This window comes from Faecalibacterium sp. An77, from assembly GCF_002161315.1.
GTDB lineage: Bacteria > Bacillota > Clostridia > Oscillospirales > Ruminococcaceae > Faecalibacterium.
The window spans coordinates 1-18,917 of record NZ_NFHK01000015.1; the positions used below are offsets into that span (position 1 = coordinate 1).

Sequence of the window (18,917 nt, forward strand, 5' to 3'; positions counted from 1 at the left end):
CTCCAGACAAAGACTGGCCTGGCTCCGCTCTCGCTTCGCCAGGCCAGTCTTTAATTCGCTTGTTCTACCCCTTGCAGGCCTCTTTTTTGTACTGTCCGCACAATATGGGGCGGTTCAGCACCGCGGCCAGGGAGGGCGTTTTTTGTTTTGCCTGCGCGGTTTTGGCCCGGCAGGCCCCGGGCCCCGCGCCGCGGAATTTGACGCGGTCTTGACAATTCCTTGAAAGGGTGCTATCTTGATAGTGGGGCAGTTTGCACAGTCCGACAGGCTGCTGCGCCGCCCCTCAGGAAAGGATGTTAGAACATGACCTGTACTCTTTGTTATAAACGGCTGTGGGCAGCCCTGCTGGCCCTGGCAATGATTCTGGCAGGCGGCCTAGCGGCCGGGGCCACCGGCCCCACCGGCGGCGTCACCGCCACATTGCCGGTGGCGGTGTCCTTCTGGGAGCAGGACACCGAGAACCCCTCGGTGGTGAACGACGGCGTGGACGCCAACCGTGAAGCCACCCTGGTCCGCCAGTCCAACGGCACCTACACCCTCCAGCTGCCCATCCAGACCGTCTCGACGGTGGTCTTCAACGGCCATCTGTCGGGTCTGACCATCGGGGATATCTCCTACGACGGCGAGATGTCGGGCAGTCTGGACGACGGCACCGCCGTCCTCACCATCAAGAACCTGCCCTCCTCGGTGCTGACCGGCAGCAACATCAGCCGGTCCCTGCTGGTGACCTGCGTCATCGAGCTGGACATGGATCTGCTGGGTGAGACGACCAAAACGGCCCGGATGTGCGTCACCGTTCTCTGAGCGCTGGGCGCTGGCATCAAAAAGGCTGCGGGGCTCATGCCTGCCGCAGTCTTTTTTTGCCCGGATGCCCCGGGCCGGTGATCAGAAACGTTCCATCAGGTCGTTGGCCATCTGGTCCAGGCGGCCCACCGCCTGCTCGGCGCCCTTGGCCATTTTGCGCGCCGTGCGGCGGACGCCCCGCGGGTTCTGCTGAACGGCGGCCATGACGCCCATAGCGCCCACGGCAGCCCCTGCGGCCATGCCCAGCAGCAGGCCGGCGGTGGATTGTACCCGATTGTCTTTCATACTCAGTGCCCTCCCGTTGTACAAGTTTGGATCATCTGTGCCGTTTTCGGACGGCCTGTCATAGTATGCCCGGGAGGGTTCAGGATATGTATTTATAAAAAGGAGGCCTGTTCCTTGGCAACTGAACCCAAAAAAGTCCTCTGCATTCACGATTTGTCCGGCGCCGGCCGGTGCAGCCTGTCGGTGATCCTGCCGGTGCTGGCGGTGATGGGCCTGCAGCCCATCGCCCTGCCCACCATGCTGCTGTCCACCCATACCGGCGGCCTGGGCCAGCCCGCCCGGCTGGACTGCGAAGCCTATGGCCGGGCCGCCCTGGAGCACTACCGTGCCCTGGGCCTTGTGCCCGACTGCATTTATGTGGGATACCTGGGCACCGAGGCCCTGGTGGACCTGGCCGCCGAGGCCTTCCGGCTGTGGCCGGAGGCGGTCAAAGTGGTGGACCCGGTGATGGCCGACGGCGGCAAGCCCTACAGCGGCTTCACCCCCGCCGTCATTGAAAAGGTCCGCAGCCTGTGCGCTGCCGCCGACCTGATCCTGCCCAACCTGACCGAGGCCCGGCTGCTGCTGGGCCAGGACCTCGCCCTGCCCGCCGAGCCCATCACCCAGGAACAGGCTCTGGACCTGGCCGCCCAGCTCACCCGGATCGCCGGGCGTGTGGTGGTGACCGGCCTGCCCATGGGCAAGTTCGTGGGCTGCGCCGGCGCCGGCGACGAGCCCTTTGTGGTGCGGCACCTGCACATCGACCGCAGTTTCCCCGGCACCGGGGACCTGTTCGGCGCCATCGTCATCGGCTCGCTGCTGCGTGGCAACGTCCTGAGCGCCGCCGCCGACGCGGCCGCCGGCTTTGTGGCCCAGGCCATCCAGCACACCCCCCGGGACGCTGATACCCGGTTCGGCGTGTGGTTCGAGCCGCTGCTGCCCCGTCTGGCCCCCATGGGCGAGCTGTAAACTGGAGGAAGACATGGAACATAAACCCACCTTAAACATCGTCCTAGTGGAGCCCCGCATCCCCCAAAACACCGGCAATGTAGCCCGTACCTGCGCCTGCACCGCCTGCCGGCTGCACCTGGTGGGGCCCATGGGGTTCACCATCGACGACAAAAAATTAAAGCACGCGGGTCTTGACTATTGGCCCATGCTTGATATAACATATTATCAGGGCCTCGACGATTTTTTTGCCCGCAATCAAGGCCCCTTCTATTATTTTTCGACCAAGGCGCCCCGCCGCTATACTGACGTGGCATACCCGGACGGGGCGTATCTGGTTTTCGGCAGAGAAGACGCAGGCCTGCCCGAGGCCCTGCTGGCCGCCAATCAGGACTGGTGCATCCGCCTGCCCATGCGGGAGGGATGCCGCAGCCTGAACCTGTCCAACAGCGTGGCGGTGGGCGTCTACGAGGTTCTGCGCCAATGGGATTTTCCCGAGCTGCTTGACCACGGCCATCTGCGTGACTACGAATGGAAATGAGGATTACTATGAACAAAATCGCGATCCTGACCGACTCCTCTTGCGACATCCCCCAGTCGATGGCCGACAAGTACGGCATCGACATCATGAGCTTCCACATCCTGCTGGACGGCACCGACTATCTGGAGCGTGTGAGCTGCAACAACGAGGAATTCTATGACCTGATGCGTCAGGCCAAGGGCGTGCCCTCCACCGCAGCCATCACCCCCATCCAGTTCTGCCAGAAGTACTGCGAGTATGTGGACGCCGGCTACACCAACGTGATTCACGTCACCATCAACCGCGGCGGTTCCTCCACCTATGACAACGCCGTCATGGCCCGCGGGATGCTGCGGGAGGAGCGCCCCGAGCACAAGATGCGGATTCACCTGCTGGACAGCCACACCTATTCCATGGTGTTCGGCTGGTACGTCTGCGAGATGGCCCGCAAGCTGCGCAACGGCGCCGAGCTGCGCCACGTCCTGAGCGAGTTCGAGACCCAGATGGACAAAATGGAGATCATTCTGGGACCCTACAGCCTGCGCCAGATGAAGAAGAGCGGCCGCATTTCGGCTGCCGCCGCCTTTGCGGGCGAGCTGCTGGGCCTGCGCCCCATCATCAGCCTGATCGACGGCAAGACGGTGGTGGAGAGCAAGGTCCGCGGCGATGACAAGGTCATCCCCGCCATGGTGGACCTGTGCAAGAAAAAGGTCGCCGGTGTGGACGATTTCGAATACATGATCGGCCACACCAACATCAAGCAGGCGGAGGATCTGCGCCGCGCCTGCAAGAAGGCCTTTGGTCAGGAGCCTGTGGTGGTCTTTGAGCTGGGCGGCGTGGTCTCGGCCAACACCGGCCCCGACACCATCGCCATTGCCTACGTGGGCAAGGCCCGCTGAACCCCGGTCTGAATCTGATTTCATCTGCCCCCGGTTTGCCGCCGGGGGCATTTTTCTCTTGTTTCCGGCGTTTTTCTGTGGTATAGTATTGGATAGTGCGCTCTGCGCACTCCTTGAAATCCAAATAGCGACCCAAAGAGCAACTTAGGATTTTAGGCTCCCCGGCGCATGCCGGGCCAAACCTCCGGGGGCTGGCGGCCCCGGAAGGTCAAAATCTTTCCGCTGGAGTATTGTATCATGAACAAGGAAACTCTCACCGTCCGCAAACTCACCCGCTGCGCCGTGGTGGCGGCCATCTATGTGGCCCTGTGCCTGGGCCTGGCTCCCTTCTCCTATGGGGCCATCCAGGTCCGCGTAGCCGAGGCCCTGTGCCTGCTGCCCATCTTTGGCCCCGAGTACATCCTGGGCGTCACCCTGGGCTGCGCCCTGGCCAACCTGCTGGGCTCCACCATGATTGACGTGGTGTTCGGCACCCTGGCCACCTTCCTGGCCTGCCTGTGCACCTATGCGGTCCGCCGCTGGCGTGTGGGCGGCCTGGCCATCCCGGCCTCCATTCCCCCGGTGCTGTGGAACGCCGTTATCGTGGGCACCGAGATTGCGGTCTTTTTCTCCAACACCCCGGCAACCCCGGCCCTCATCTTTGCCAACGCCCTGTCGGTGGGCGCCGGCGAGATCATCAGCTGCTGTGTGCTGGGCGTCCTGCTGGTCCGCCTGATTGAATCCAACCCGCGTCTGGCCCAGATCTTCACCGACGAGACCACCCGCCAGCACGCTTAACCCCCCATACACCCTGACAGGAGGCGCTTTATGGCAGACACGCAGCTTGTGTTCTGGGACTGGAACGGCACCCTGATGGACGACGTGGACTACTCCTGCGACTGTCTGAACGGCCTGCTGGCCGCCTACCACTACCCGCAGCGGTATGAGGTGGAGGAATACCGCAGGGTGTTCGGCTTTCCCATCCAGTCCTATTACCGCCGGGTGGGCTTTGACTTTGACCGCACCCCCTTCCCCCAGCTGGCCGAAACTTACATGGACCTGTACAACGCCCATGTGGACGGCTGCCCCCTGACCCGGGGCGCTGCCGGCGCCCTGGAGGCGATGGCCGCCCGGTGTGAAGGCCAGGTGCTGCTGTCGGTGTCCCGCCGGGACTACCTGGTGGACCAGGCCCGCCGCCGGCAGGTGGACCGGCGCTTCATCGAGATGCTGGGCCTGGACGACATCCACGGCGTCAGCAAAGTGGAGCTGGGCCGCCGGTATATGGCGTCCTGCAGGGCCGACCCGGTCCGGTGCGTCATGATCGGCGACACCGACCACGACGCCGAGACCGCCCGGGCCATGGGAGTGCGCTGCATCCTCTACACCGGCGGGCACCAGACCCGCGCCCGCCTGGAGGCCACCGGCAACCCCACCATCGACCGGCTGGAAGACCTGCCCGGCCTGCTGTAAACTCTGATTTCACCGCCCTGTTTCCCCCGCAAAGGGGCCTTACAGGGCGGTTTTTGCGGTCTGTTCACAGAAATTTTACCTGAATCCGCCGCAAATGTTTGACACCCCTTCCCGCTTTGGTGTATCATAGGGGCAGTGTCATTGGGGCCGGGCCCTGCCGCGGCCCCCTGCACAGCCTTTCCGCTTTCCTGCGAAAGCCGGCGCCGCCCGCGGCATTTTCCGCCCCGGGCCCCGCCTTACAATACACGAACACTCCTATTTTGAGGTGAAACTATGTCCCTGGTAGAAAAAATCTTTGGCACCTTCTCGGACCGGGAGCTGAAAAAAATCAACCCCCTCACCAAGAAGGTCCTCGACCTTGAGCCCACCTATGCGGCCATGTCCGACAGCGAGCTTCAGGCCCAGACCCCGGCCCTGAAGGAGCGGCTGGCGGGGGGCGAAACCCTGGACGACATCCTGCCCGAGGCTTTCGCGGTCTGCCGCGAGGCCGCCTGGCGCGTGCTGGGCATGAAGCACTTCCCGGTCCAGATCACCGGCGGCATCGCCCTGCACCGGGCCAACATCGCTGAGATGCAGACCGGTGAAGGCAAGACCCTGGTGGCCACCCTGCCCGCCTACCTGAACGCCCTGTCGGGCGAGGGCGTCCATGTGGTCACCGTCAACGACTACCTGGCCAAGCGCGACAGCGAGTGGATGGGCAAGCTGTACCGCTGGCTGGGCCTGACGGTGGGCCTGATTGTCCCCGGCCTGGACGGCGCCGCCCGCCGCAAGGCCTACAACGCCGACATCACCTACGGCACCAACAACGAGTTCGGCTTTGACTATCTGCGCGACAACATGGTCACCTACAAGGCCAACATGGTGCAGCGCGGCCACGCCTACGCCATCGTGGACGAGGTGGACTCCATCCTGATCGACGAGGCCCGCACCCCCCTGATCATCTCGGGCCGGGGCGAGGATTCTTCCTCCCTCTACACCCAGGTGGACCAGTTTGTCCGCGGCCTGCGCAAGAGCGTGGTGGTGGAGCTGGAGACCAAGGAGGAGGCCGACGACCAGGCCGACGGCGATTACGTGGTGGACGAAAAGCACAAGACCGCCACCCTGACCGCCAGCGGCATCAAGAAGGCCGAGGAATACTTCAAGGTGGACAACCTGGCCGCCGCCGACAACATGACCCTGGTGCATCACATTGAGCAGGCCATCAAGGCCCACGGCGTCATGAAGAAGGACATCGACTATGTGGTCAAGGACGGCGAAGTCATCATTGTGGATGAGTTCACCGGCCGCCTGATGATCGGCCGCCGCTACAACGAGGGCCTTCACCAGGCCATCGAGGCCAAGGAAGGGGTCACCATCGCCTCCGAGAGCAAGACCCTGGCCACCATCACCTTCCAGAACTATTTCCGCATGTACAAGAAGCTGTCCGGCATGACCGGTACAGCCCGCACCGAGGCCACCGAGTTCACCGAGATTTACGGCCTGAACATCGTGACCGTTCCCACCAACAAGCCCACCATCCGCAAGGACTACCCCGACGTGGTGTATTCCACCGTGGCCGGCAAGTACCGTGCGGTCATCGACCAGGTGATGGCCTGCCACGAAAAGGGCCAGCCGGTTCTGGTAGGTACCGTCAGCGTGGAAAAGAGTGAGATCCTGGCCAAGATGCTCCAGAAGCGGACCCGGGACTTCAACGTCCTGAACGCCAAGAACCACGAGCGTGAGGCCGAGATCGTGGCCCAGGCCGGCAAAAAGGGCGCCATCACCATCGCCACCAACATGGCCGGCCGTGGTACCGATATCATGCTGGGCGGCAACGCCGAGTTCATGGCCAAGGCCCAGATGCGCAAAGAGCAGTTCTGCGAGAAGCTGCTGAACCCCGACGCTCCCCAGGACGCCCTGCCCGAGCAGGTGGAAGCCCTGCTGATCGAGGCCGACGGCCACAGCGACACCACCGACGCCAACATCCTGGCGGCCCGGGCCCGCTTTGACGAGCTGTACCGCCAGTACAAGGACGAAATCGCCTCCGAGGCGGAGGAAGTCCGCGCCGCAGGCGGCCTGTTCATCATCGGCACCGAGCGCCACGAGAGCCGCCGCATTGACAACCAGCTGCGTGGCCGTGCCGGCCGTCAGGGCGACCCCGGCGCTTCCCGGTTCTATCTGAGCCTGGAGGACGACCTGATGCGCCTGTTTGGCGGCGAGCGGGTCCAGAACCTGATGAATTCCATGGGTCTGGATGAGGACACCCCCATCGAGACCCGGATGATTACCTCCACCATCGAGAGCGCCCAGAAGAAGCTGGAAGGCCGCAACTTCGAGATCCGCAAGAACGTGCTGCGTTACGACGACGTCATGAACCAGCAGCGCGAGATCATCTACGGCCAGCGCCGCAAGGTTCTGGACGGCGAGGACGTCAGCGCCGACATCCACAAGATGCTGCGGGACAACATCGACAGCAGCTGCGCTCTGTTCCTGACCGGCGAGGTCAAGGAGGACTGGGACTTTGCCGCCCTGCGCCGCCATTACAAGGGCTGGCTCACCACCGACAACGACTTCCACTACACCGCCGAGGAGCTGGCCGATCTGACCTCCGAGCAGGTGGCCGACACCCTGTACGACCGCGGCATCAAGGTGCTGGAAGACAAAGAGACCCGCTACGGCGCCGCTCTGATGCGGGAGCTGGAGCGCATCTGCCTGCTGCGGTGCGTGGACCGGTACTGGATGGACCACATCGACAACATGGACCAGCTGCGCAAAGGCATTTCCCTGCGCAGCTACGGCCAGAAGGACCCCGTGGTGGAATACCGCATCGAGGGCTTTGACATGTTCGACCAGATGGTGGACTCCATCCGTGAGGACACCGTCAAGATGCTGCTGATGATTGAGGTCCGCCCGGTCCAGCAGGGCCAGCCTGCACCCCAGGCCGCTGCCCAGCAGCCGGCCCCCGCTGCACCTGCGGCAGCCGCTCCCGCTGTTGCCGCCGCCCCCGCCGCAGCGGCCGCTCCGGCCGCCCCTGCTTCGGCTGACATCGCCGCCCTGCGCCAGAAGATGACCGGCCAGAGCGCCGGCGCCCGGGCCGCAGCCGCCGGCCAGGTGGCAGGCGCCGCCAACAAGCCGGTGCGCGTGGGCAAGATCGGCCGGAACGATCCCTGCCCCTGCGGCAGCGGCCTCAAGTGGAAAAAGTGCACCTGCGCCCAGTACCACCCCGACCTGGCATCCAAAAACTAATCCAGCATAAACGCCCCCGCCTTCCACAAACAGAAGGCGGGGGCGTTTTTATCGGCGGGAAAACAGGTTAAGCTTTGATCTCGTTCCAGACGCTCTGGCCGTCCAGGCTGGAGGCGTCCACGCCCAGATATTCACAGATGGTCCGGGCGATGGTGGAAAAGCTCATGCGGGTGCCCAGGTTGACGCCGGGGCGGATCTTTTTGCCGTAGACCAGCCAGGGCACATACTCCCGGGTGTGGTCGGTGGTCTTGAGGTAGGACGGGTCGCAGCCGTGGTCGGCGGTGACCATCAGTATATCGTCCTCCCGCATGCCGGGCAGGAAATCGGTCAGGAACCGGTCAAACTCGGTGGCGGCGGCGGCGTAGCCGGGGATATCGCGGCGGTGGCCGTACAGCATATCGAAGTCCACCAGGTTGACAAAGGCCAGGCCCTCAAAGTCCCGGGTCTGGAGGGCCTGGGTGAAGGCAATGCCGTTGGTGTTGCCGGTGGTCTTGATCTTTTCGGTGACGCCCTGGCCGTCGAAGATGTCGAATATCTTGCCCACGGCGATGACGTCCTGGCCGGCCTTGCCGATCAGGTCCAGCATGGTGTCGCGGGGAGGCTTGAGGCTCAGGTCGTGGCGGTTGGTGGTGCGGCGGAAGTTGTCCGCCTTGTCCCCCACAAAGGGCCGGGCAATGACACGGCCCACGCCGTACTTGCCTTTCAGCATCTCCCGGGCGATCTCGCAGCAGCGGTACAGCTCGGGCACAGGCACCAGGGCCTCGTTGGCCGCCACCTGGAACACGCTGTCGGCGCTGGTGTAGACGATGAGGGCGTTTTCCGCCATGGCCTGCTCGCCGTAGTCCTTCAGCACCTCGGTGCCGGAATAGGGCTTATTGCACAGGACCTTGTAGCCGGTTTTGGCCTCATATTCGGCGATCAGCTCGTCGGGGAAACCGTTGGGGAAGGTGGGCAGCGGCTCGGGGCTGACCACGCCGGCAATCTCCCAGTGGCCGATGGTGGTGTCCTTGCCCATGCTCTGCTCCTGCAGCCGGGCAAAGGCGCCGATGGGGGCGGCGTCCGGCTGGCCCGCCGTCACGCCGTCGATGTTGAACAGGCCCAGACGGCCCATGTTGGGGCAGTCAAAGGCCGGGTCCCGGGCAATGGCTTCCAGGGTGTTGGTGCCCTCGTCGCCAAAGGCGGCGGCGTCCGGCTCCGCACCGATGCCAAAGCTGTCCAGAACGATCAAAAATATACGTTTTGCCATAGTGTTTTAGTCCTTTCTGCGGGGCCCCTGCCGGGCGTCCCGCGGGTCAAAGGGCGCCGGGGCCTGTCCATCCTCCTGGGCGGAGAACGGCGCGCCGGGGCGCTGGTTTGATTTCAGTATACCATATTTCCCCACCCCGCAAAAGAGGCAAAGTCACACTTTCACCGATCTTCCGCGAAGGCTTTCCGGCCTCCAAAACGTTGCCCGTCACAACATTTTCGCAAAAAACTTCTTGCTCATTGGTATCCATCAAGTTATAATAAGAGTGTATGGCATAAAATATCATTCATATACGGCATTGGTATGCCAGGAGGTAAACGCTATGCGCAAAACCAAAATTATCTGCACCCTGGGTCCCTCCACCGACAAGGAGGGCGTGCTGCGGGCGCTTGTAGAAAACGGGATGAACGTGGCCCGTTTCAACTTTTCCCACGGCTCTCACGAGGAGCACAAGGGCCGTTTCGACGCCCTGAAGGCCATCCGTGAAGAGCTGAACCAGCCTGTGGCCGCCCTGCTGGACACCAAGGGCCCCGAGATCCGTCTGAAGGACTTCAAGAACGGCTCCGAGATGCTGGACGAAGGCCAGACCTTCACCCTCACCACCCGCGAGGTGGAGGGCACCAAGGAGATGGTCAGCATCACCTACAAGGACCTGCCCCACGACGTGGCTCCCGGCGGCACCATCATGCTGGATGACGGCCTGATCAAGCTGTCCATCCGCGAGGTCACCGACACCGACATCGTCTGCACCGTCCTGAACGCAGGCAAGATCAAGAACAAGAAGGGCGTCAACGTTCCCGGCGTCCACCTGTCCATGCCCTATATGAGCCAGCGGGACCGGGACGACATCATCTTCGGCATCGAGCAGGGCTTTGACTTCATCGCCGCCTCCTTTGTGCGGACGGCCCAGGACGTCTACGAGATCCGCAACCTGCTGAACATGTACGACTCCAAGATCCGCATCATCGCCAAGATCGAGAACCCCGAGGGCGTCGAGAACATCGACAGCATTCTGGCTGCCGCCGACGCCGTCATGGTGGCCCGCGGCGACCTGGGCGTCGAGATCGACTTCTCCGAGCTGCCCAGCATCCAGAAGTCCATCATTGACCGGTCCTACTCCTTCGGCAAGCCCATCGTCACTGCTACCCAGATGCTGGACAGCATGATGAACAACCCCCGCCCCACCCGTGCCGAGATTTCGGACGTGGCCAACGCCATCTATGACGGCACCTCCGCCATCATGCTGTCGGGCGAGACCGCTGCCGGCGCCTACCCGGTAGAGGCTCTGCGGACCATGTCCCAGATCGCCGAGCGCACCGAGGCCGACGCCCACTACCAGGTCCACCGCCTGAGCCGGATGAAGGTCAACGGCACCACCAGCGTCAGCGACGCCACCGCCCACGCCGCCTGCCTCACCGCCCAGGACGTCAACGCCTCGGCCATCGTCACCGTGTCCGAGTCCGGCAACACCGCCCGTCTGCTGAGCAAGTACCGTCCCGACCAGCCCATCATCGCCTTTGTCATGCGCCAGCAGGTCCAGCGTCAGCTGGCCCTGTCCTGGGGCATCACCCCGCTGCTGATGCCTCTGGCCCACAGCACCGATGAACTGATCGACGTGTCCACCAGCCTGGCCGAGAAGTACGGCTATATCCACAACGGCGAGCTGGCCGTGGTCACCGCCGGCGTGCCGGTGGGCGTCAGCGGCACCACCAACATGGTGAAGATCCACATGGTGGGCAACTGCCTGGCTTCCGGCGTGGGCGTGGGCCGCGAGGACGCTGCCAACGCCAGCGCCACCGGCAAGGCCTGCGTCTGCCACAGCCTGGACGAGATCAAGGCCCGCTTCAAGCCCGGCATGATCCTGGTCCTGCCCTTCACCAGCAACGAGATGATGCCCTATATCCGTGAGGCCGCCGCTCTGGTGGTGGAGGAACCCGGCATGAACAGCCATGCCGCCATCACCGCCAATGCCCTGCTCAAGCCCGCCATCGTGGGCGCACAGGGCGCCACCAGCCACATCCGCGACGGTCTGGACATCGCGGTGGACTGCGCGCACGGCAGCGTCCAGTCCCTGCAGGGCCAGGCCTAAGGAGGCGCCCCATGGAACGGATCGCCAGTTTCTGCGTGGATCACACCAGGCTGCTGCCCGGCATGTACCTGAGCCGCCAGGACGGCGACGTCCTGACCTGGGACATCCGGATGAAGCGCCCCAACCAGGGCGACTATCTCTCCACCGGCGCAGCCCACACCCTGGAGCACCTGTTCGCCACCTATGCCCGCAACAGTGCCTGGAGCCAGGGGGTCATCTATGTGGGCCCCATGGGCTGCCGCACCGGCTTTTACCTGCTGACCCGGGGCCTGACCCCCGCCGAGGCCCTGGCTTTGACGGTGGAGGCCTTCCGGTTTATGGCGTCCTATGACGGGCCCATTCCCGGTGCCAGCGAGGTGGAGTGCGGCAACTGGCAGGATATGGACCTGCCCGCCGCCCGGGCCGAGGCCGCCGCCATGGTACCGGTGCTGGAGGCCCTCACCGCCGACCAGCTCCACTACCAGGACTGATGTTTTGACAGTATAAAACGCCCTTCGGCTTTCGCCGGAGGGCGTTTTTCTGTCTCTGGGCTTTGTGTTTTCATCGGTTCCGGGGCAGTTTGGGGGCGGGGCCGGTGGAACCCCGGAGAATCAGCTGGCCGTGAAGCAGCAGACTGCTGATGGGCACCCCGTTCATCAGGCTGTCCAGGGCGTAATAGCCGCTCTTGCCGATCTGGAGCCGGTCCTGGCGGATGGTGGTGAGGGGCGGGGCGGTGTGGGCGCAGAAAGGCAGGTCGTCAAAGCCCACAATGCTCAGCCGCCGGGGCACATCGATGCCCAGTTCCTGGCAGCGGATCAGCACCGTATGGGCCAGCAGGTCCGAGCTGCACAGGATGGCGGTGACCCCCTGGTCCAGCAGCCGGGGCAGGTGATTGTCCAGGCATTCGGAGAAGTAATAGGAATACCCCGCCAGGCTCTTGGAGCTGGGCAGCTTGCGGCGGTTCAGCTCATAGAAAAAGCTGCGGTACCGCACCTGGGTGATGTGAGAGCCCAGCGCCCCGCTCAGGTAGCCGATTTTCCGGTGACCCATGCCGTACAGGGCCTCCACCGCCTGGCCGATGGCCTCGTTGTTGTCGATGCCCAGGGTGGCCACGGTGGGGTTGCCCAGGATCAGGTTGTCGTACAGCACCGCCGGGGTGCGGCTGCGGGGAAATTCCTTCATCCAGGGGTCGTTCAGGCTCATGCCCAGAACCAGGGCCCCCAGATACCCCTCCCGCAGCATGAAGGTATCGTAAGGCACCGACTGCTGCAGCTCTTTGGTCAGCTCCACCACCCGCACGCCATAGCCCGAGGGCTCCGCCATCTGGCGGAAGCCGGTGACGATATCGGTGCCGAAATCCTCCGGTTTGCTGCAGCTCATGTTCTCGATCAGGATACACAGGCTCCGCACCGCGCCGCGGCGGGCCCGGGTATAGCCCAGGGCCACCGCTGTCTCCAGGATGGTCTTGCGCAGCGCGTCGCTGACGTCGGGCGCGCCGTTCAGCGCCTTGGATACGGTCCCCTTGGAGACGCCCACTTTCTTTGCGATATCATCCATTGTGACCATCCCGGCCGGCACCTTCCTTCTATGCCAATATGGCTTTTATTATACCTTCTCCATGCCAAAAAGGCAAATGTCGAAACCTTTAAAAAAGTTTCGATAGTTTCAACTGTATACTTCGTTTTGTCATATCACCATAAAGTCAGACACTTTTGTTGTATAACCTTCACAAATTATTCACGAACCACCAAAAAAGACTTGATTCTTCGCTAAAACAGGTTTATATTTATCCCAGAGCGAAACATTACGAAACTTTCGCATTTTGGTTCACACGGCCATACTACACGATAGGAGGAATTGCCACATGCGCAAAAAATTGTCCGCAGCCCTTGCCCTGTTGCTGGCAGGGGCCACCATGCTGGGTTTGCTGACCGGCTGCTCCAGCCAACAAAGCGGCGCGAGCGAAGAGGTTCGGCTCATGGTTTGGAGTCCGTCCGAGGACCAGTCCAAAGACAGCGGCCAGTGGCTCCAGACCTGCTGCGAGCGGTTTGCCGAGCTTCACCCCGAGTGGGACATCACCTTTGTCTACGGCGTTGTGGATGAGACCAGCGCCGGCACCACCATCTCCCAGGACCCCGAGGCCAGCGCCGACGTCTTTATGTTCACCAACGACGTTTTGACCAACCTGACCGATGCGGGCGCTGTGGCCAAGTTTGGCGGCAAATACGCCGATCAGATCAAGTCCACCAACAGCGACGCTTTGCTGGACTCTCTGACCCTGGACGACTACCTGTACGCCGTCCCCTTTACCACCAACACCTGGTATATGTATTATGACAAGCGGGTCTTTTCGGAGGAGGACGTGAAGAACCTGGACACCATGCTGGAAAAGGGCGTGGTCAGCTTCCCCTTCACCAACTCCTGGTACCTGCCGGCCTTCTACTTCGGCAACGGCTGCACCCTGTTCGGTGACGGCACCCAGGAAGAGCTGGGCGCCGACTTCGGCGGCGAGAACGCCGTGGAGGTCACCAACTACCTGATCGACCTGTACAATCACCCCAACTTCGTGGTGGATGCCGACGGCTCGGGCATTGCGGGCCTGCGCGACGGCAGCATCAACGCCATGTTCAGCGGCTCCTGGGATGCAGCCTCCATCAAGGAGATCCTGGGCGAGAACATGGGTGTGGCCGCCCTGCCCACCTACACCCTGAACGGCGAGGAGAAACAGATGTACGCCTACGCCGGCAGCAAGGCCATCGGCGTCAACTCCCACAGCAAGTACATGGTGCAGGCCATCGAGCTGGCCATCTATCTGGGCTCCGCCGAGGCCCAGCAGCTCCACTATGAGCTGCGCAACGTGATCCCCTGCAACACCGAGCTGCTGGCCGACCCCGCCATCGCCAGCGACCTGGTGGTGGCCGCCCAGAACGACACCTTCGACAACACCTCGGTTCTGCAGCCCTTCGTGGCCTCCATGAGCAACTGCTGGACCCCCGTGGAGAACCTGGGCAAGGGCATCCGCAGCGGGACCGTCACCCACGAAAACGCCGCGGAACAGACCATCGCCATGAACGACGCCATGAACAGCAACGGCATCTCGTAAGGAAAGGGAGGAATCGAGGATGAACGCGACAAGCGCATTGAAACTGCGCCGTGCCTATGTGGCCGAAACCCCCTGCACCTGCACGGCAGCTTTGAAAGACGGCGGCATCGAGACCAAACTCTCGGCCCTGGTCATGGGCCTGGGCAACATCGTCCACGGACAGGTGGTCAAGGGCCTGCTGTTCCTGGCGGTGGAAGTAGCCTATCTGGTCTTTATGTTCACCCAGGGCTTCTATAACCTGTCCATGCTGGTGGGCCTGGGCAGCGTGGAACAGCAGGAGTACTGGAACGAGGAACTGCAGATTTTTGAGTACACCCAGGGCGACCAGTCCATCCTGCTGCTCCTGTACGGCCTGGCCACCCTGTTCATCACCGGCCTGGTGTTCTGGATCTGGCGCGGCACCCTCAAGAGCGCCTACCACGCCGAGTGCATGGCCAAGGCCGGCAAGCACATCAACACCTTCACCGAGGACCTGAAGGAGCTGCTGGACTCCAACCTCTACCGCCTCCTGATGACCCCCTCCATGTTCTTCATCACGGTGCTGACCATCCTGCCCCTGGTCTTTATGATCTGCATGGCCTTCACCAACTACAGCAAGATCGGCAACCATCTGGTCCTGTTCGACTGGGTGGGCCTGGACAACTTCCGCACCCTGTTTGACTCCAACTCGGTTCTGGGCTCCACCTTCTGGCGGGTCCTGGGCTGGACCCTGGTCTGGGCCTTCTTCGCCACCTTCACCAACTACTTCGCCGGCATGATCCTGGCCATCGTCATCAACCGCAAGGAAACCAAGTTCAAGGGCTTCTGGCGCTTCTGCTTTGTGCTGCCCTGCGCGGTGCCCATGTTCGTCTCCCTGCTGATCATGCGCACCATGCTCCAGCCCGAGGGCGCCGTCAACGTCCTGCTGCGCCAGCTGGGCTTCATCGCCGAGGGCACCAGCCTTCCCTTCTTCACCGATCCCACCTGGGCCCGGGTCACCGTCATCCTCATCAACATCTGGGTGGGCGTCCCCTACACCCTGCTCCAGCTCACCGGCGTGCTCCAGAACATCCCCACCGACCTCTATGAGGCCGCCACGGTGGACGGCGCCAACTCGGTGCAGACCTTCTTCCGCATCACCCTGCCCTATATGTTCTACGTCACCACCCCCTATCTGATCGCCACCTTCACCAGCAACGTCAACAACTTCAACGTCATCTATCTGCTGTCGGGCGGCGACCCCGTCACCGACCTGGCCTCCACCGCCGGCAGCACCGACCTGCTGGTCACCTGGCTGTACAAGCTGACCATCGACAAGCAGTACTACAACGTGGGCGCCGTCGTCGGCATTCTGACCTTTATCATCCTGGCCATCGGCTCGCTGCTGACCTATCGCCGCAGCAAGTCCTACCGTGAAGAAGGAGGCTTCTGAGCATGAGTTCCAATCAAAAACAGGCCAGCGCCAAGCGCATCAAGGCCCGCAACAACGCCATTGTCTATGTGGTCCTGTCCATCCTGGCGGTGATCTGGCTGTTCCCGGTCCTGTGGGTGGTGCTGACCAGCTTCCGCGCCGAGAAAGGCAGTTACGTCTCCACCTTCTTCCCCAAGTCCTACACCCTGGACAACTACATCAAGCTGTTCACCGACACCAGCATCCTCAACTTCCCCCAGATGTTCATGAACACCCTGTTCATCGCCGTCTGCTCCTGCATTTTGTCCGCCTTCTTCCTGCTGTCGGCCTCCTACTGCCTGTCCCGGCTGCGGTTCAAAATGCGCAAGCCCTACATGAACATGGCCATGATTCTGGGCCTGTTCCCCGGCTTCATGTCCATGGTGGCCGTCTACTTCATCCTGAAGGCGGTGGGCCTCACCGAGGGCAACAACGTCCGTCTGGCCCTGATCCTGTGCTATTCGGGCGGCGCGGCCCTGGGCTTCCAGATTACCAAGGGCTTCTTTGACACCATCCCCATGGCGCTGGACGAAGCCGCCCTGCTGGACGGCTGCACCCGCTGGCAGATCTTCACCAAGATCACCCTGCCCCTGTCCAAGCCCATCGTCATCTACACCGTCCTGACCTCGTTCATCGGACCCTGGGTGGACTTCATCTTCGCCAAGGTGATCTGCCGCGCCAACTCCGACCAGTACACGGTGGCCATCGGCCTGTGGAAGATGCTGGAGAAGGAGTACATTGACAACTGGTACACCTGCTTCGCGGCCGGCGCCGTGCTGATCTCGATTCCCATTGCGATCCTGTTCCTGAAACTGCAGAAATACTACGTCAACGGCATGGCCGGCGCGGTCAAGGGCTGATCGGTATTCTCTGAGCGCATTGTTTCCCCCAAGTCCCAACCCACGCAGCAGCCGTCAGACCCCCATATCTGGCGGCTGCTGTCCTTTTGACAGACCGAAGGAGCTTTCATGCAGACTGAAACCCAAACCGCGGCCGCACGCCGCAAAATGTACGATTCCAAGGCATTTGAAGTCCAGTTCCACACCGACGCCCCCCTGGGGGCCCTGTGGACGGCCCAGTCCACCCGCTTTGCCCTCTGGGCCCCCACCGCCCGCAAGGTGACCCTGTCCCTGTACGAGGACGGCAGCGACGGCGACAGCGCCCTGATGATCGACCTGGTCCGGGGCGAGCGCGGGGTCTGGCAGACCGAGGTGGAGGGCAACCTGGACGGCCGCTATTACGACTACGCCGTCACCGACAGCGAAGGGGTCACCCGGCAGACCGCCGACCCCTGGGCCCGGGCCTGCGGCCGGGATGGGTTCCGCAGCATGGTCATCGACCTGCGCCGCACCGACCCCGAGGGCTGGGCCGCCGACCAGCCCCCGGCCCGCCATCCCGAGGACATCATCTGGGAGGTCCACGTCAAGGACTTTTCCCACGACGTCCACAGCGGCGTCCCCGAGGAACTGCGGGGCAAGTACAAGGCCCTGACCCTCACCGGCACCACCCTGGACGGCGACGGGGTCCACCCCACCTGTCTGGACTACCTCAAGCGGCTGGGCATCACCCATGTGCAGCTGATGCCGGTGTACGACTATGGTTCGGTGCCCGAGAGCGATCCCGAGGCCTTCAACTGGGGCTATGACCCGGTGAACTACAACGTCCCCGAGGGCAGCTACGCCTCCGACCCCTGCGACGGCGCCGTCCGCATCCGGGAACTGAAAGAGGCGGTCCAGGCCCTCCACCGCAGCGGCTTCCGGGTCATCATGGACGTGGTGTACAACCACACCTACAAGCTGGATTCCTGGCTGTGGCGGACCGAGCCCTGGTACTTCTACCGCCAGAACCCCGACGGCAGCCCCGCCGCCGGCTCGGGCTGCGGCAACGACCTGGCCAGCGAGCGGAGCATGTGCAGCCGGTACATCCTGGAATCGGTGCTGTACTGGGCCCGGGAATACCACATGGACGGCTTCCGGTTCGATCTGATGGGCCTGCTGGACACCGGCCTGATGGAGCGGATTCGTGCCGCCCTGGACGCGGAATACGGCCGCGGCGAAAAACTGCTGTTCGGCGAGCCCTGGAGCGCCGGCCGCAGCCCCATGCACCGGAAGGCGGTCCCTGCCGGCAAGCGGGCCCTGCCTACCCTGGATGAAAACATCGGCGCCTTCTGCGACGCCACCCGGGACCTGGTCAAGGGCCATATCCTCCACGCCGAGCGTCCCGGCTTTGTCAACGGCGGCTCGGCCCGGCTGGCCGACCTGAGCGCCGCCGTCACCGGCTGGGCCGGGGTGAAGGGCGGCCGGTTCGCGGTGCGGACCCCCTCTCAGACCATCACCTACCTGTCCAGCCACGACGACTGGACCCTGTGGGACAAGCTGGTCATCACCATGGACCCCACCCGAAGTTTTGACACCCCCACCCCTGAGGTACTGGGGGCCAACCGGCTGGCGGCGGCCTTCTGCTTTGGCTGTCAGGGCCGCCTGTTCCTGCTGGCGGGCGAGGAATTCGGCCGCACCAAACAGGGCCTGCAGGACAGCTACAACGCCCCCGCCCGGCTCAACCAGCTGGACTGGACCCGGGCCTGGTCGGGGCCCTGGCATGAGCTGGAGGAATATTACCGGGGCCTGATGGCCCTGCGCCAGCATCTGCCCGCCCTGTGGGACAAGACCGAGCAGGCCCGGAACCGGCTTCTGGCCTCCTGGCGGCCCAGCCGCCTGTGCGCGGCCTTCCTGCTGGACAACAGCGGCCCCGCCAGCCGGTGGGATCAGCTGCTGCTGTTCTACAACGCATCCGACCGCATCCGTCCCGCCGCCCTGCCCGAGGGCCGGTGGCAGCTGCTGGCCGACGAGGGCCGCAGCACCTGCTGGCAGGACCAGGCCCCCGTCCTGCTGGACGGCCTGGCCGAGCTGCCCGCCTCCGGCGCCCTGATTCTGGGCCGGACATCACTGGATTAAGGAGTACA

16 protein-coding genes and 1 riboswitch are annotated in these 18,917 nt (G+C 63.3%); of the genes, 13 read left to right on the top strand and 3 right to left on the bottom strand.

Annotated elements, in window-relative coordinates:
• Nucleotides 1-303: 303 nt before the first annotated feature.
• Entirely contained in the window at nucleotides 304-804 is a 501-nt protein-coding gene (locus tag B5G28_RS06955) for a hypothetical protein (protein WP_087247243.1), read from the top strand.
• Nucleotides 805-885: 81 nt separating this feature from the next.
• On the opposite strand, the gene B5G28_RS06960 is transcribed toward B5G28_RS06955, so the two are convergent.
• A complete protein-coding gene (locus tag B5G28_RS06960; RefSeq protein WP_087247245.1) occupies nucleotides 886-1,089 on the bottom strand; it encodes a hypothetical protein in 204 nt (67 codons plus the stop codon).
• Between the two features lie 114 nt (nucleotides 1,090-1,203).
• On the opposite strand from B5G28_RS06960, the gene B5G28_RS06965 reads away from it, so the two are divergent.
• The 6 genes from B5G28_RS06965 to secA all read left to right on the top strand — a co-directional run bounded on the left by B5G28_RS06965 (nucleotide 1,204) and on the right by secA (nucleotide 8,109).
• Complete coding sequence (locus tag B5G28_RS06965; RefSeq protein WP_242967501.1) at nucleotides 1,204-2,037, top strand: bifunctional hydroxymethylpyrimidine kinase/phosphomethylpyrimidine kinase; 834 nt, start codon at nucleotides 1,204-1,206, stop codon at nucleotides 2,035-2,037.
• Nucleotides 2,038-2,050: 13 nt separating this feature from the next.
• Nucleotides 2,051-2,557 (top strand): tRNA (cytidine(34)-2'-O)-methyltransferase, encoded by a 507-nt coding sequence (locus B5G28_RS06970; protein WP_087247247.1) that lies wholly within the window; start codon nucleotides 2,051-2,053, stop codon nucleotides 2,555-2,557.
• An 8-nt stretch (nucleotides 2,558-2,565) separates the two neighbouring features.
• A complete protein-coding gene (locus B5G28_RS06975) occupies nucleotides 2,566-3,435 on the top strand; it encodes a DegV family protein (RefSeq protein WP_242967502.1) in 870 nt (289 codons plus the stop codon).
• A gap of 137 nt (nucleotides 3,436-3,572) precedes the next feature.
• A riboswitch (PreQ1-III riboswitch) is annotated at nucleotides 3,573-3,663 on the top strand.
• A gap of 9 nt (nucleotides 3,664-3,672) precedes the next feature.
• A complete protein-coding gene (locus tag B5G28_RS06980) occupies nucleotides 3,673-4,212 on the top strand; it encodes a QueT transporter family protein (protein WP_087247326.1) in 540 nt (179 codons plus the stop codon).
• A 30-nt stretch (nucleotides 4,213-4,242) separates the two neighbouring features.
• Entirely contained in the window at nucleotides 4,243-4,884 is a 642-nt protein-coding gene (locus B5G28_RS06985) for an HAD hydrolase-like protein (protein ID WP_087247251.1), read from the top strand.
• Between the two features lie 273 nt (nucleotides 4,885-5,157).
• Nucleotides 5,158-8,109: a preprotein translocase subunit SecA gene (secA, locus tag B5G28_RS06990; RefSeq protein WP_087247253.1), complete on the top strand. Its 2,952-nt coding sequence runs from the start codon at nucleotides 5,158-5,160 to the stop codon at nucleotides 8,107-8,109.
• 67 nt (nucleotides 8,110-8,176) lie between these two features.
• Here the strand turns inward: secA and B5G28_RS06995 are convergent, their stop codons facing one another.
• Nucleotides 8,177-9,355, bottom strand: coding sequence for a phosphopentomutase (locus B5G28_RS06995; protein WP_087247255.1), 1,179 nt, complete (start codon nucleotides 9,353-9,355; stop codon nucleotides 8,177-8,179).
• A gap of 322 nt (nucleotides 9,356-9,677) precedes the next feature.
• Between B5G28_RS06995 and pyk the strand changes: the two genes are divergently transcribed.
• Both pyk and B5G28_RS07005 read left to right on the top strand, forming a co-directional pair.
• Complete coding sequence (pyk, locus tag B5G28_RS07000; protein WP_087247257.1) at nucleotides 9,678-11,444, top strand: pyruvate kinase; 1,767 nt, start codon at nucleotides 9,678-9,680, stop codon at nucleotides 11,442-11,444.
• Between the two features lie 11 nt (nucleotides 11,445-11,455).
• Complete coding sequence (locus tag B5G28_RS07005) at nucleotides 11,456-11,914, top strand: S-ribosylhomocysteine lyase (protein ID WP_087247259.1); 459 nt, start codon at nucleotides 11,456-11,458, stop codon at nucleotides 11,912-11,914.
• A gap of 70 nt (nucleotides 11,915-11,984) precedes the next feature.
• Here B5G28_RS07005 and B5G28_RS07010 read toward each other — a convergent pair whose 3' ends face one another.
• Nucleotides 11,985-12,980, bottom strand: coding sequence for a LacI family DNA-binding transcriptional regulator (locus tag B5G28_RS07010; RefSeq protein ID WP_343214625.1), 996 nt, complete (start codon nucleotides 12,978-12,980; stop codon nucleotides 11,985-11,987).
• A gap of 307 nt (nucleotides 12,981-13,287) precedes the next feature.
• On the opposite strand from B5G28_RS07010, the gene B5G28_RS07015 reads away from it, so the two are divergent.
• The 4 genes from B5G28_RS07015 to pulA all read left to right on the top strand — a co-directional run bounded on the left by B5G28_RS07015 (nucleotide 13,288) and on the right by pulA (nucleotide 18,909).
• On the top strand, nucleotides 13,288-14,526 hold the full coding sequence (locus B5G28_RS07015) for an extracellular solute-binding protein (protein WP_087247263.1): 1,239 nt from the start codon (nucleotides 13,288-13,290) through the stop codon (nucleotides 14,524-14,526).
• A 19-nt stretch (nucleotides 14,527-14,545) separates the two neighbouring features.
• Nucleotides 14,546-15,937: a sugar ABC transporter permease gene (locus B5G28_RS07020; RefSeq protein ID WP_087247265.1), complete on the top strand. Its 1,392-nt coding sequence runs from the start codon at nucleotides 14,546-14,548 to the stop codon at nucleotides 15,935-15,937.
• Between the two features lie 2 nt (nucleotides 15,938-15,939).
• Nucleotides 15,940-16,815, top strand: a complete 876-nt coding sequence (locus B5G28_RS07025) for a sugar ABC transporter permease (protein WP_087247267.1) — start codon at nucleotides 15,940-15,942, stop codon at nucleotides 16,813-16,815.
• A 108-nt stretch (nucleotides 16,816-16,923) separates the two neighbouring features.
• Nucleotides 16,924-18,909: a type I pullulanase gene (pulA, locus tag B5G28_RS07030; protein ID WP_087247269.1), complete on the top strand. Its 1,986-nt coding sequence runs from the start codon at nucleotides 16,924-16,926 to the stop codon at nucleotides 18,907-18,909.
• The last annotated feature ends 8 nt before the right edge of the window (nucleotides 18,910-18,917 follow it).